Raw genomic sequence first — 14,336 nt, forward strand, 5'->3', positions numbered from 1 at the left:
ATTACTGTGTGTTTTTAAGTGTTTGATTGCCTTTGATGTAGCCTAAGGATTCAAGGAATTTGTCTGTTTCAATTAAAGTATCAATAAAATAATCACCTTTATTAAAGAAACTGTGTTCTGCGCCTTCATACAAATGTAAATCGCAGCGACTACCTACAGCTTTCATTTTTTCTTCGTAGGCTTTTGATGATGCCACAGGCGTTGTTTTATCGTTAGTTCCAAAAAAAACAATGGTGGGTGGCGCCCCTTTAGAAATATTATGTAACGGCGAAATCTCTAAATATCTACCATCCATTTTTCTATAGCCGTAACCTTGTTTGCTATTGTCGTACACGGGATTAAACAGTACTAAAGCATTTGGTTTCGAGCTGATTTGTAAGTCTTCGTTGCTACCTTCTAAACCGTCAATATTTCCGGAAGCTGCGGCTAAATGTCCGCCAGCCGATCCGCCGCCTGCTGCAATTAAATTCGGATTAATATGTAATGTTTCAGCGTGTTTTCTAACATAGCGAATTGCCGATTTGGCGTCTTCAACAGCATCAAAAGGCGTGGTTTTATGTGTGTTGAACAATCTATAATCAGCAGAAATAGCTATCATACCACGTGAAGCTAGATAGCTGGATTGACGCGAAAAGGCTTTATAGCTTCCCGAGTTCCATCCACCGCCATGAAAAAAGACGATACAACTGTAGGTTTTAGAAGGATTAAAATCTAAAGGTTTATAAATATGAAGCTTTAATTTTACGGTATCTATTTCTTTGTAAATCAATGTTTCTGGTGTAATGTCGGCTATTTTGTATTGCGCATTAACACTAAAACAAAGACTCATTATTAACAAATAGATGAATGGTTTCATAATGTTTAGAATTTAGACTTCCAATCGTTAAGTTTCGTTAACAAACGCGTTGTGGTTTCAGGCATTTTTTCTGAAAGATCTTGTGTTTCAGAAGGATCTAAAGCAATATTGTATAATTCGGTGCGACCTTCTTCATACCAATTAATTAATTTATAATCACCTTTTCTAATGGCTGAAGATTTGGTGTCGCCTGTATTTACAGGGCGTGCCTTTGATGAATGCCAAAACACCATTCTGTCGTCCCAGGTTTCTTTGTTTTGAAGTAATGGTAAAAAACTTTTACCGTTAGTCTCTAAGTTTTTATTTGCTGCAATGTCTAAAACCGTAGGAAATACATCCATAAGCATCACAATGGATTTTTTGTCTGTTTTTGGTTGAAATTTCCCGTTCCATTTCACCATCAAGGGTACTTTAATACCGCCATCGTATAACCAACCTTTTCCGGCACGAAGCGGATAATTACTGGTGGCTAAATGTCTTTTATTGGTTCCATCGTTGGATAAGCCGCCATGATCTGAAGACAGAATAACAATGGTGTTATCGTCTATTTTTAAATCTTTTAAAATTTGTAATAATTTCCCAACATTTTCATCCATGGTTTCAACCATAGCAGCATAAGTAGGGTTGTCCTGACGCATTTTTGTTCGTCCTGTGCCTTCATTAATGTATTCCGGCAGATTTCCGTAGTCGAAATTTTTAATTTCTTCTTTGTTACGTTTAATATCTTTTTCTTTAGCTTCTAAAGGTTGGTGTACGGCGTAGAATGAAAACATGGCCATAAATGGTTTGCTCTTATCGGCATTGGTAATGTATTTCGCAACATTATCGGTCATTACATCCATTAAATAATCACCTGCTTTACTTACGGCATCAACATCTGGAATAGGCGATTTTTTATTAGCGCCCTTACCTTTTTTCTCATTAAAAGGATATAGGAAACTAATAGGCGATCCGGCGTGACCAGCTGCAAAACTAAAGTCGTAACCAAAGTCTTTTAAACTTTCTTCGCTTCCCAAATGCCATTTTCCAAAATATGCAGTTTGATAGCCAGCCGCTTTTATGTTTTTTACGAAGTTTTTATTGTCTTTTACGTTGTTCATTTCAAACCCATCATCTGGAACATCGCCATTTTGAACAGGGTAGTTGCCAGTCATCATCGCAAAACGAGAGGGTACGCAACGCGGATAATTGGCATAGGCATTATCAAATACAACAGATTGTTTTGATAGGGCATCAATATTTGGGGTTTGATATATTTTTGATCCGTTTACACTTAAATCATGATAGCCTAAATCGTCGACATGAATAATGAGTATGTTTGGTTTTTCGGTTGAAGCACTTTTTTTTGTGGTGTTAGCTACTTTTGATTTACAACCAAAAGTGAACATCAATACAAATAAAAGAAAGTAGTAGCGTGAGTAGTTTTTCATCAATAGAGAGGTTTTGATTAGTTGGTTCGAATTGGAGTTAAAGTAAATTGGCGTATAAATCTTGTTTAGATGATACGCCAATGGGTTTTTATCGTGTTTTAGTTGTTATTCTTCTTGTTTTTATTTTTGTTGTTCTTTTTTCCTTTTCCCTTGGGTTTTAAAATTTTAGTTTTTTCAGGAATTAAGTATGCTTTTTTCCAGGACTTTAAAAGCCCTAAGAGTTCTTTTGTTTTTTCAGGGTTTGAAGCTGAAAGGTCGTGCGCCTCACTAATATCTTTTTTAAGATTATAAAGCTCAACTTTATTGGTATCTAAAAACTGAATCAATTTAAAATCGCCAGAACGTACTACAGCCGCTTTACTATCGCCTGTACTATGTGGTCTTGCTTTTTGTGAAATCCAATATACAGTTCGGTCTTTCCAATTGTCTTTACCTTCTAAAACCTTTTTATAACTTTTACCATCAATACCAGAAACGGTGTGGTTTGTAACTAAATCGAGTAGGGTAGGGAACACGTCCATACCAAGCACGATAGATTCGTTTTCTACTCTTGGTTTTAGTTTACTATCCCATTTAATGAAAAGAGGTACACGAATACCACCCTCGTATAAATGGCCTTTTCCTGCTTTTAACGGATTGTTGGTGGTTGCTAAATGACGCTCGTTTTTATTCCCGTCGTTTGATAATCCGCCGTGATCTGATGAAAACACAATAATGGTATTCTTATCGATGCCTGCAGCTTTTAAGGTTTTTAAAATACGGGCTACATTTTCATCAACATTTTCAACCATTCCGGCATAAGCAGCATCGTCTTGACGCATTTTTCTTCGGCCTTCGCCTTCTTTAATATATTCTGGGGTATCGCCAAAATCGATGGACTTTAATTGTTCTTTGTTTCTGGCTTCATCCTCAGGTTTAGCTTCAATAGGCGTGTGTACTGCATAAAAAGCCAATACGGCTAAAAAAGGTTGGTCTTTAGGTCTGTTAGTAATGAATTCTAACAGTCTATTGGTTAACATATCTGAAGCATAATCACCTTCTTTTCCATCTTCTTCAAGGTCTTCAACAGGTTCTTTAGCTGGTTTACCGTTTAATTGGGTATTAAAAGGGTAGAACCTTGAACCAACACCTCCAGATCGTCCAGCGGCATAACTTTCATCGAAACCAAAGTTTTTCGGTGTGCTATCGCCTTCACCTAAATGCCATTTTCCAATGTAAATTGAATGATAACCAGCATTACCAAATTGTTTTATTAAATTTTTATCTTCAGGAATATTCCCTAACCATCCTTTGTTTTCATTAACCGGATACGTGCCTGTCATCATACCATATCGCGATGGGGTGCAACGCGGATAACTGCTGTATGCATTTGTAAAGGCAACAGACTCGCTTGCTAGTTTATCAATACTAGGGGTGTTATACAATTGAGAACCTGTGAAGCTTAAATCGTGATATCCTAAATCGTCGGTATGGATGATTAAGATATTTGGTTTGTTTTGTGCTAAGCTGATTAACGACACACAAAACATAAAAATGAAGCTGTACTTTTTCATATGGTATTTGTATTAACTAAGACTATGATGCGTTTTTAAAATTATGAATTATTGAGTTAAATGTGTTTTAAGCTTCGCTTTTAAAGCGGTTACGGTGCTCTTATAACTCGGGTCGTTTACTAAATTTTTAGTTTCTAACGGATCTTTTTCATAATCGTAAAGTTCGCGTCCTACTATTTCATTGTCTTTATAAGGTTTATAACTTCTATAGTTATTATCATGCCATTCGGTATAACGGTAACGTTCTGTTCTTACGGAGTAACCCATACGTTTCTGACGCGCATATTGGTGGTAAGCATAATCCATTTCAATGGTTGTTGTAGCATCATCATCTAACAAAGGCACTAAAGATTTTCCGTCGGTTTGTGTGCTTTGTGGTACGTTTGATAATTCGAAAACAGTTGGAAATAAATCAACTAAATTAACGGGGTGATGCTCTTTCTTGTTTTTAGCAACGCCTGGTCCTGCAAACATGAATGGAATACGTGTAGCTTGCTCAAAATTTGAATGTTTACACCATTCGGTATGATCGCCTAAATGCCAACCATGGTCGCCCCAAAGTACAATAATGGTATTGTCTAATATATGGCGACGCTCCAATTCGTCTAAAAGCAAGCCTAATTGTGCGTCGATATAAGAGGTACAAGCCATGTAACCATGAATTAATTCACGTTGCTTGTTTTCGTCAATAATATCGCCAATGTTGTAGTTGTCATCAATATCACTAAAAGCTCTTAACTCTCCATAAGAATGGTAGGCGAACTTTGGTGTGCCTTCAGCCAATTGTTGAAATTTAGCCAATTCAATTTTATCTCTATCGTATAAATCCCAGTATTTTTTAGGGGCTACAAAAGGTAAATGTGGTTTTTGATAACCAACACCTAAAAACCAAGGTTTCCCCGATTTTTCTAAGTCACCTAATTGTTTTAAAGCAGTTTGAGTGTACAGCCCATCTTGGTAAGCGGTATCACTCACATCGATGCATTCGGTTGAAGGTTTTAATCTTTTAAACACATAGCTTCTAATTTTCCCGTTTTTTGTGATGCCTTTCGCTCTAGCTTCTTTTTCTAAACGTTTAAACTCCTGTTTGGTTTCAGGGTTTTGATAATAGGAAAAGGCAGCTTTGCCAGCAGCAGGATCAAAATTATCTGGTAACTGGTGTGGCATAGTCCAGCTTTTAGCATCGTGTCCTCCAGAGGTAGAACCTTTATGGTAAATTTTCCCTACTGCTGTGGTTTCATAACCTTGAGAAATTAAATACTCTGGCATTGAAATTAATTCTGGAGCAGATTCTCTAAAGTTAGTATGTAAATCCCAAACTTTTGTTTTATCAGGATTTGTGCCTGTCATCACACTAGCACGTGAAGGGCCACAAACGGCATATTGTACATGCGCATTAGTGAAAGTCATACCCATTGCTGCCAAGCGATCAAAATTGGGGGTAATCATTTGCGATTCACCATAATTGGATAATAATGGTTTTAAATCGTCTACCGCAATAAAAAGAATGTTCTTTTTAGCGGTAGACGTTTTTGAAACTACTTTTGAAGGCTGCTGAGTTTTGCACGAAATTGTAGCAAAACACAGTAACATGATGTAAATAAGCTTATTATTTTTCATTTTTTTTACCAGTTCTATTCGTTAAGATATCTTGAACCGAAGTTTCATCATCTTCATGATCTACAATCGAACCAAAATCGGCATCAGTAATCACTCTAAAATCAGCAAGCGATTTATTGTTTTCGTATTTAATCATTAAATCTTTCAACTGTGCCTTTAAATCTTTAATCACATTGTTGTATTGCGGATCGTTGATGATGTTGTGCATTTGTTCTGGATCTTTTTCTAAATCGTAAAGTTCCCAAACATCGATGTTATAGTAAAAATGCGCTAAGGTGTATTTTTTAGTTCTTATGCCATAGTGTGGTTGCACATGGTGCCAGTAAGGAAACTCATAATAATGGTAATACATTCCTTTTTGCCAATCCTTAGGTGTTTTTCCGTGTAAAATAGATTTAAAACTTTCACCCTGCATTTTATGGTCGGTTTTAATATTAGCCATATCTAAAAGGGTAGGTGCAAAGTCGATGTTTGTAATAATATCTTCGTTTACAGTTCCCGCTTTAACAGCTTTTGGGTAACGTACCATAAATGGCATACGTAAGGATTCTTCGTAAATAAAACGTTTGTCGAAAAAGCCGTGATCGCCAAGGTAAAAGCCTTGATCGGAAGTTAAAACAATAATCGTGTTATCTGTTAATCCGTTTTTATCTAAATACTCTAAAATACGACCAATGTTATCATCTACAGATTTTACACAAGCTAAATAATCTTTAATATAGGTTTGGTAACGCCATTTTTTACCTTCTTCGGCACTCATGCCATCTGGTTGAACAATTTCTCCTGGTTTTGCTCCATAAAACGCCCATTGAATTTTTTCTTTACCTTTTAAATTGGCAGGTTCTTCAAATTTCATATCACGACGTGAGAAGTAATCCATGGTCATTTCGGTATCTCCAGCCGTTAACTCACGACCTTTATAATCGTCGTTAAAAGTTGCAGGATAAGGAAATTCGACATCTTCCCATAATTTTTCGTATTTAGTATCTGGTTCCCAAGGACGGTGAGGTGCTTTGTATTGTAATACCATTAAAAACGGATCGTTTTGTTTTCTTCCAGATTCTAACCAATCTAAAGCAAATTCGGTACTTAAATTAGTAGAATACCCTTTTTCTTTAACATCAACACCATTTTCGTTATACACAGGATCCCAATAATGACCTTGTTGTCCTGCGGAATTATGATATTTAAATTCATCGAATCCTTTTGGTTCCGATCCTAAATGCCATTTACCAAAAAGTGATGTTTGGTAACCGTTTTTTTGAAACTCTTGAGGGAAAGTCCATTTTGTTTCATCAAATTTCCCACCGCTTTCATTTTTGAAAAAGCCATTTTTATTACTGTAATCGCCCGTAAGAATCGCGGCACGACTTGGTCCACAAATGGCGTTTGTACACAACACATCTTGAAATAACATGCCTTCGTTAGCAATTTTATCGATGTTTGGCGTTGGCGCAAGATCTTTATAAATGCCACCGTAAGCACTAATCGCCTGGGTTGTTAAATCATCAGCCATGATATAAATAATATTAGGCTTTTGGGTGTCCGCTTGGTGATCTGCTTCAGCAATTTTTGTAGACTTTTTTGTTTGACCACAAGCCATTGTCATAACTACCATAGCTAGTGATGCTGTGGTTAGCATGAAGTATTTCAGTTTATGTGTGTGTCTTTTCATCTTAATTTTTTAATTTAATTAGTTGTGGCACATTAAGCATGGTTGTTTTCAAGCTTTTATCGGATGAAGAGTTTCCAGTCATAATCATGAAATCTCCAGGCTCAACAACAAAGTTGTATGCACTGTCGTACATGGCTAAACTTTCCGCATTAATAGTTAATGATACCGTTTTTGTTTCTCCAGGGTTAAGCGATACACGTTTGTATGCTTTTAGTTCTTTTACAGGACGTGTGTACGAGCTTACTTCGTCGTGGATGTAAAGCTGAACCACTTCGTCTCCAGCAACTTTTCCTGTATTGGTAACTTCAACAGTAGCCGTAATTTCATCGTCAATTCCAGAAAAGGAAGTTTTTGATAATTTAGGTTCTGAAAACTTGAAAGTTGTATAGCTTAATCCGAATCCAAAAGGGTGTAAAGGCACTTTTTTCTCGGTGTTGTATTTATGAATATAAGCGGTTGGTTTATGGTTGTACACCATTTGTAATTGACCAACACTACGCGGAATGGTTAATGGTAACTTCCCTGAAGGATTTACTTGTCCGAATAAAATTTCGGCAGTAGCTTGTCCTGCAAATGCACCACTTTCCCAAGTGTTTAAAACCGCAGCAACGTTATTTTCTAACCAAGGTTCTGCAATAGGGCTTCCACTAACGTAAACTACAATTACAGGTTTCCCTAAAGCTATAATTTCTTTAGCCAGTTTTAATTGGTTTCCAGAAAGCTGTAAAGTAGCTCGATCTACATTTTCGCCTGTAGTTTTACGACTCCAATCGTGACGGAATGAATTTTCACCTAAAACTAAAACTGATAAATCGGCCTGTTTTGCTTTTTGAGCCGCTTTAATAATGTTGGCATCAGTAATTTCTTTAGAACGGTCGCCAGCATCAAAATAATCGATGTTATAACCGTTAGCTTCACCAATTGTAGTGATGCCCTCTAGCATAGTAACAACATTTTCTTCGGGCTGTGGAGATACCCAGTCACCTAAAGTGGTTTGATTATTAGCATTTGGTCCTGTAATAAATATGGTTTTATTCTTACCATTGGTTGATAATGGTAAAATGTTTTTATCATTTTTCTGTAAAACAATGGCTTTTCTAGCTTGTTCTAAGGCATTTTCTTGATGTGATTTTGCAAAGTTTGTGCTATTGGCTTTTTCAACATCTATAAAAGGGTTTTCAAAAAGACCCAATTTAAATTTAGCTTCTAAAATTTTACGACATGCATAATCTACACGCGCTTCATCAACTTTACCTTCGTTAACCAATTCGATAAGAAGTTTGTCGAAAATAGGGCCGTGCATGTTCATATCCATACCCGCATTTATAGAAAATTCTATTGATTGTTTAAAATCTTTAGCCACGTGATGCCAAATATCAATTCTAGAAATATCGTTCCAATCGCTTACGTAGAAGCCTTCAAATCCCCAACGGTCTCGCATTAAATCGTTCATCATGAACTTATCCATATGTCCTGGCAATCCAGCAACTTCGTTATGTGCAGCCATGATAGAATACACATTAGCCTCTTGTACAGCACGACGGTATGGTGGTAAAAATATTTCGAATAAAGTACGTTTAGACACATCGGTTGGTGAGGCGTTTAAACCGTTAATTGAAGAACTTCCTGCAATTAAATGTTTGGCACAAGCAATAACACTTTCTGTTCCCGAAAAATCATCAGACTGTAAACCGTTTATTGTGGCAACTCCCATATTTCCTACTAAATAAGGGTCTTCACCATAAGTTTCGCCAGTACGTCCCCAACGCGGGTCGCGTAAAACATCGATGTTTGGAGTAAACGACCAGTGCATCCCGTTTGCGCGCATTTCTAATGCCGTTTGGCGGCTACCTTCTTTAATTAAAGCATCATCAAAAGTTGCAGCTTGTGAAATAGGCGAGGGGTAAATGGTCGAACCACTTACCAACCCGTTTCCATGAATAGCATCGATACCGATTAATAATGGAATTTTTAATGGTGATTTTTGCGCTAAACGTTGCAGGTGATTGGCTTCTTCAGGTGTTACCACATGAAGAAAAGACCCCACGTGACCAGCTTCAGCTAAACGCCCAATACTATCACTATGAACCCCTGGATAAAATCCTAAAGCATCATTTTTTTCAAGTTCTTCAGGCGTCAGTTCGTTTTCGGCATGCTTCATATGCTCTAAACCTACGTACTGACACATTTGATAGACTTTGTCTTCCAACGTCATACGTGACATTAAATCTGAAACACGATCGTTCACAGATGCTGTCGCGTCTAAATAGAGCGGGTTAGCATCTGTTGAACTTGCTTTAGTATTATCTTGGTTTTTGCACGACACTAGTACTGTTAGTAGTGAGAATGCGGTAATGCTTATGTTTTTAAAAATGTTCATATGTTATTTGCTATTAATATCCTGGGTTTTGGTCGTCTTGAGTTATTGCTTGATTTCCAGACAATTCAGTAGAAGGGATTGGTAACAACATATTTTTTTCATCTTCTGGGTAAACAAAATCTTTATTCCCCATAACCGAATTGTTATGTGTGTGAATCACTTCTTCTAAGAAATAGTCAAACCCACGTCTTCTCGTATCGAAAAACTCATGGTTTTCGGCTAATAACTCATATTGACGTTCTCTCATAATACGGGTTCTAAAATCGTCTTGAGAAAGTGTACTTGGAAAATCTGCCGGCTCTGTTGCTGTTCCAGATTCTGTATTTCTAGCACGTGCTAAAACTTCATTAACATATCCTAAAGCTTCAGTAGTAGGGCCATTTATTTCATTTGTTATTTCAGCCAACATTAGTAATAAATCGGCGTATCTTAATTTTATTTGATTTCTACTAGTTGTAGTACCGTTAAAACCAGGATCTAAATATTTTTTAATGGCCGCATAACCATCGTTACCATTAAGTTGTTGCGGGTAAATCTTTTTAGTTTTATAAGAACCGTTATTCGGGTTGTATTGTTCGAAACTATCATATAAAAAAGTAGCTTCTATCCTTGGATCACCTGGGTATTGAGTGATATGTTGGTCGTATACTTCTTTATTAGGGCGAATTCTACCAAAAGTATCATACTCATAATATCCTTTTAAAGTATAGGATCTAATAATGTCAGAATTTCTTACAGCACCATTTTCACCATATTGAATTTCGAATATAGCTTCTGATGTATTTTCATTTCCAGGTACAAAAAGTTCGGCGTAGGTAGGCGTTAAGCTATAAGCACCATAAACTTGAATAGCCTCGTCGTATGCTTTTTGCCATAAAAAGGCTTCGTTAAGTTCGCCTGCCATTGTCATATAAACTTTAGCTAGAAACATGTTTGCTGCTGTTTTTACAGGACGATCTACAAGGTATTCACCTGGGTTTGGCAATAATAATTTAGCCATTTCAAAATCGGCTATAATTTGATCGTAAACATCTTCTTTTGTACTTCTTGGCGTATGTAATGTTTCTGAAGTTGTTGGCTCTAATTTTAAAGGCACACCTCCAAAATAACGCACTAAATCAAAATAAGTCGCTGCGCGAATAAAATAGGCTTGACCTAAAGCAACATCTCTATTAGTAAGGTTTGAGTCTTCAAGATTTTTAATAATACCATTAGCTACATTTACAGTAGTATACATGGCAGGCCATAAACGGGTTAACCAAGTATTGTTTGGTAAACAGTTTAAACTGGTAGCATCTTGACTGGCACCTTGGTTAGACCAAAACTTACCCGACATTGGGGCTACTAACCCATGAATGGACGACCCGTGGTATCCTGGGTCTGCATAACTTTGATATAAACCATTAATGGCTGATTCTAAACCGTCTTCAGTTGAAAATATTTGAGTTTCACTAAAGAATGTTTGTGGTTCCTCGTCTAACATTTTTTCACAGCTGTTTAGAACAAATATCACGAGTACTAAAACGAAGGGTGTTATATATTTTTTCATAATTAATTTTCTAAAATGTGAGGTTTAATGAGATTGCAAAAGATCGTTGATTTGGAAATGAATTCCAATCTAGGCCAACACGACCTGGGTCATAAGAAAAACTGTTAACTTCAGGATCAAATCCGCTGTATTTAGTAAATAACAACAGGTTTCTTCCAGATACAGATAGGTATGCATTATCAATAAAACCAATGTCATCAACAGGAATATCGTAACCAAGGGTTATATAACTTAAGCGCATGAAGCTACCATCTTCAACTAAACGATCTGTAAAACCGGTATCATCGGCTAAATCGTAACCAACTCTTGGGTAAGTACCACTAGTGTTTGTAGGGGTCCATGCTTTGGTATAAGCTTCCGTTCTAACATTGTTTGAGTTGTTATCAGCATAAGCTTCACGTAGTAAATTTCCATTAGCAATTTCATTACCCTCTGTTCCGTAGAAGAATAAGCTTAAAGAAACTCCTTTATAATCGAATTTAGTACCAAAACCGTAGTTAAAATCTGGGTTAGGGTCTCCAATAATTGTTAAATCGCTATCATCAATAACACCATCATTATTTTGGTCTACAAGTTTAACATCGCCTAATTGAGGTGCCATACCGTTAAATACTGCGGCATTTGTAAGTTCTGTATCGTTAGAAATAATACCATCTGTAGCATAACCATAAAATAAACCTGGAGCTTCACCTTCAATAAAAATGTTTGCAGGTGTTTTAAAGTAATTACCACCAGAAATTTGACGGCCTAAAAAAGCTGAATAGGTTTCGGTTCCAAATTGTGCAGGAGGTAAATCTAATGCTGTAATTTCATTTCTGTTTACAGCAAAATTCCCATATACATTCCATGTAAAATCTTCTTTAGAGATAATATCTGCAGACAAAGAGAACTCGATTCCTTTGTTGGTAATATTCCCTTGGTTGGCATAGTAATTTGAGAATCCAGTAGAAGGGCCTATTTCAACATTAAGTAGTAAATCTGAAATGTCTTTATAATAAACATCAGTTGTAATTAATACTCTGCTATCCCATAAGCCTAAATCTAAACCAGCATTGTATTGGCTAGTAGTTTCCCAAGTTAAATCTGGATTAGCTAAATTAGTCGGTACAATAGCAGTTAATGCGCCACCGTTTGCACTAGAATACGGACTTTGCGTAGGGCCATAAGGTGCAATAGTTCTGTAGTTAGGAATACCTTGGTTTCCTGTTAAACCCCAACCTAAACGTAATTTGGTTTCGGTAACACTTTCAGAGTTTCTTAAAAAGGCTTCTTCGTTTATTTTCCAAGCAAGTGCAAAAGAAGGGAAGTGTCCCCAACGGTTTCCGTTAGAAAACTTGCTACTTCCATCGGCTCTATACGTTGCAGTAAATAAGTAACGGTCTAATAAGGTATAATTAAAACGCCCTAAGAAAGAAATAATGGTTTCTTTTTGTTTGTCTAAAAACATCGGTTGAAAAACTTGCCCATAAGAAATACCATCAGCTCTTAAATCTTCATTAGGAAAATCGGATGCTTGATTGGTTCTACGTTCTATGATGCTTTGATCGAATACTGTTCCTACAGTTCCATTAATTCTATGGTTTTTATTGAAGCGTTTTTTGTACATTAACGTATTATCTACATTATATCTAAAACGATTTAATGTACTCATTCCTGCTTCTCCATTAGCTCTGTTACCTCTGTCTAACCCTGTTCCGTACCAAACTTTACGTTCTTTGCTTCTGTAATCTGATCCAAAACGTAAACGGTAAGTTAAATCGTTAGTCAGTTTGTAATCTAATTTAAGAGCACCAAGTAATCTCAGTTCGTTTGATAAATCATCATAGTCTGAAATCCAAGCTCTTGGTCCATCTAAATTTTCTTCAAAATCATCACCAGCATTATTGTTGTCTTCAAAACCTAAGAAAGGTGCACCAGAAACAATTTGTCTAACCAAGTTGTTGTTGGTTCCTCCTAAATTATCGGTGCCTTTAGATGCTGAATTTTCAGTGTATGAAACAGAGATTTTAGTACCTAATTCTAATTTGCTTGTTAAATCGTTATTTAAGTTAACAACAAAGTCGGTGCTTTTAGCAAACGAGCGTGGTACAATACCTTCTGACTTTGAATGACCACCACCAATATAATAGTTTCCATTTTCGCCACCACCAGAAACTGTAAGTCTGTAGTTGGTAGAGATTGCCGTTTGGTAGGTGTCATCACTCCAATCAACACCTTCTAATCTTTCAATAGAATCGGCGTTATTAATCATGTAGTCTTCACTGTTAACAAATTGAGCAATACTGCCATCTGGATACGTGTAATAACTTGGTGCAAAACCAGCATTTGCTTTTATATCATTTTGATAATCAACGTAACCATTAGTGTCTAACACATCAATATTATTGGTTATAGTACCTATTGAAGAAACCGCACTAAAATTAAATTTAGCTTTGCCGCTTTTTCCTTTTTTGGTTGTAATTAAAATAACCCCATTAGCTCCTCTTGAACCATAAATTGAGGTAGCTGAAGCATCTTTTAAAACTTCAATATTTTCAATATCTCTAGGGTTTATTCCTGTAATACCACCTTGTGGTGATAAATAACTATTTCCTCCAGATAACGGATCTAAGGTATCTTCGGTAGCAGAATCTACAATAATACCATCTATAACATATAGCGGCTCTGTGTTTCCTGTTAAACTATTAAGACCTCTAATTTTGATACTAGAAGGTGCACCAGGCTCAGAGCCCAATTGTCTTACTGTAACACCAGCTACATTACCTTGTATAAGACCTTCTACACCATTTGTTTGATCAACACTGTTTGTAGTAGGTTTTACAGTACCTACCGAACCGGTTAAATCTTTACGCATAACCTGACCGTAACCAATCACGACTACCTCGTCTAACTTTTGTTCGTCGGTTTCAAGTGTAATGGTTAATTCTAATTGGTTGTTAACCTTAACATCTTTAGAAACAAAGCCCAAGTAGCTTACCGATAGTGTAGCAGGTAGCTTTTGAACGGTGATTTCAAAATTTCCATCAAAATCTGTAACAACACCGGTTGTAGTAGATTTTATTATGATAGAAGCTCCTGGCAGAGGGAAATTAGTATTGTCTACCACGGTCCCTTTAATTGTTTTTTGAGCAAACAATCCGAAAGGAAGAATTAGTAATAATAAACAGAAATGTTTTTTCATAATAGTTTAGTTTAATTTTAGTTTAGCTAAACTACTTTAATGATTTAAAAATGCAGTTTGAAATACATCATAAAAGGTTCGATTATTGTCAA

General features: G+C 36.4%; 8 protein-coding genes. All 8 read right to left on the bottom strand.

Annotation, left to right across the window (positions count from 1 at the left end):
• Window position 1 precedes the first annotated feature (1 nt).
• Entirely contained in the window at window positions 2-856 is an 855-nt protein-coding gene (locus H6X70_RS11855; protein ID WP_194767902.1) for an alpha/beta hydrolase, read from the bottom strand.
• Between the two features lie 5 nt (window positions 857-861).
• Window positions 862-2,286: a sulfatase gene (locus H6X70_RS11860; protein WP_194767903.1), complete on the bottom strand. Its 1,425-nt coding sequence runs from the start codon at window positions 2,284-2,286 to the stop codon at window positions 862-864.
• A 98-nt stretch (window positions 2,287-2,384) separates the two neighbouring features.
• Window positions 2,385-3,839 (bottom strand): sulfatase, encoded by a 1,455-nt coding sequence (locus tag H6X70_RS11865; RefSeq protein ID WP_194767904.1) that lies wholly within the window; start codon window positions 3,837-3,839, stop codon window positions 2,385-2,387.
• Between the two features lie 48 nt (window positions 3,840-3,887).
• Complete coding sequence (locus H6X70_RS11870; protein ID WP_194767905.1) at window positions 3,888-5,459, bottom strand: sulfatase; 1,572 nt, start codon at window positions 5,457-5,459, stop codon at window positions 3,888-3,890.
• Window positions 5,449-7,134, bottom strand: a complete 1,686-nt coding sequence (locus H6X70_RS11875) for a sulfatase (protein WP_228530349.1) — start codon at window positions 7,132-7,134, stop codon at window positions 5,449-5,451. The genes H6X70_RS11870 and H6X70_RS11875 overlap by 11 nt, the downstream gene beginning before the upstream one ends.
• 1 nt (window position 7,135) lies before the next feature.
• A complete protein-coding gene (locus tag H6X70_RS11880; RefSeq protein WP_194767906.1) occupies window positions 7,136-9,514 on the bottom strand; it encodes a glycoside hydrolase family 3 N-terminal domain-containing protein in 2,379 nt (792 codons plus the stop codon).
• Window positions 9,515-9,527: 13 nt separating this feature from the next.
• On the bottom strand, window positions 9,528-10,997 hold the full coding sequence (locus tag H6X70_RS11885; protein ID WP_194767907.1) for a RagB/SusD family nutrient uptake outer membrane protein: 1,470 nt from the start codon (window positions 10,995-10,997) through the stop codon (window positions 9,528-9,530).
• 76 nt (window positions 10,998-11,073) lie between these two features.
• On the bottom strand, window positions 11,074-14,244 hold the full coding sequence (locus H6X70_RS11890) for a SusC/RagA family TonB-linked outer membrane protein (RefSeq protein ID WP_194767908.1): 3,171 nt from the start codon (window positions 14,242-14,244) through the stop codon (window positions 11,074-11,076).
• Window positions 14,245-14,336 lie beyond the last annotated feature (92 nt).

It is taken from the genome of Tamlana sp. I1, assembly GCF_015355625.1.
In the GTDB taxonomy this organism is placed as follows: Bacteria; Bacteroidota; Bacteroidia; order Flavobacteriales; family Flavobacteriaceae; genus Pseudotamlana.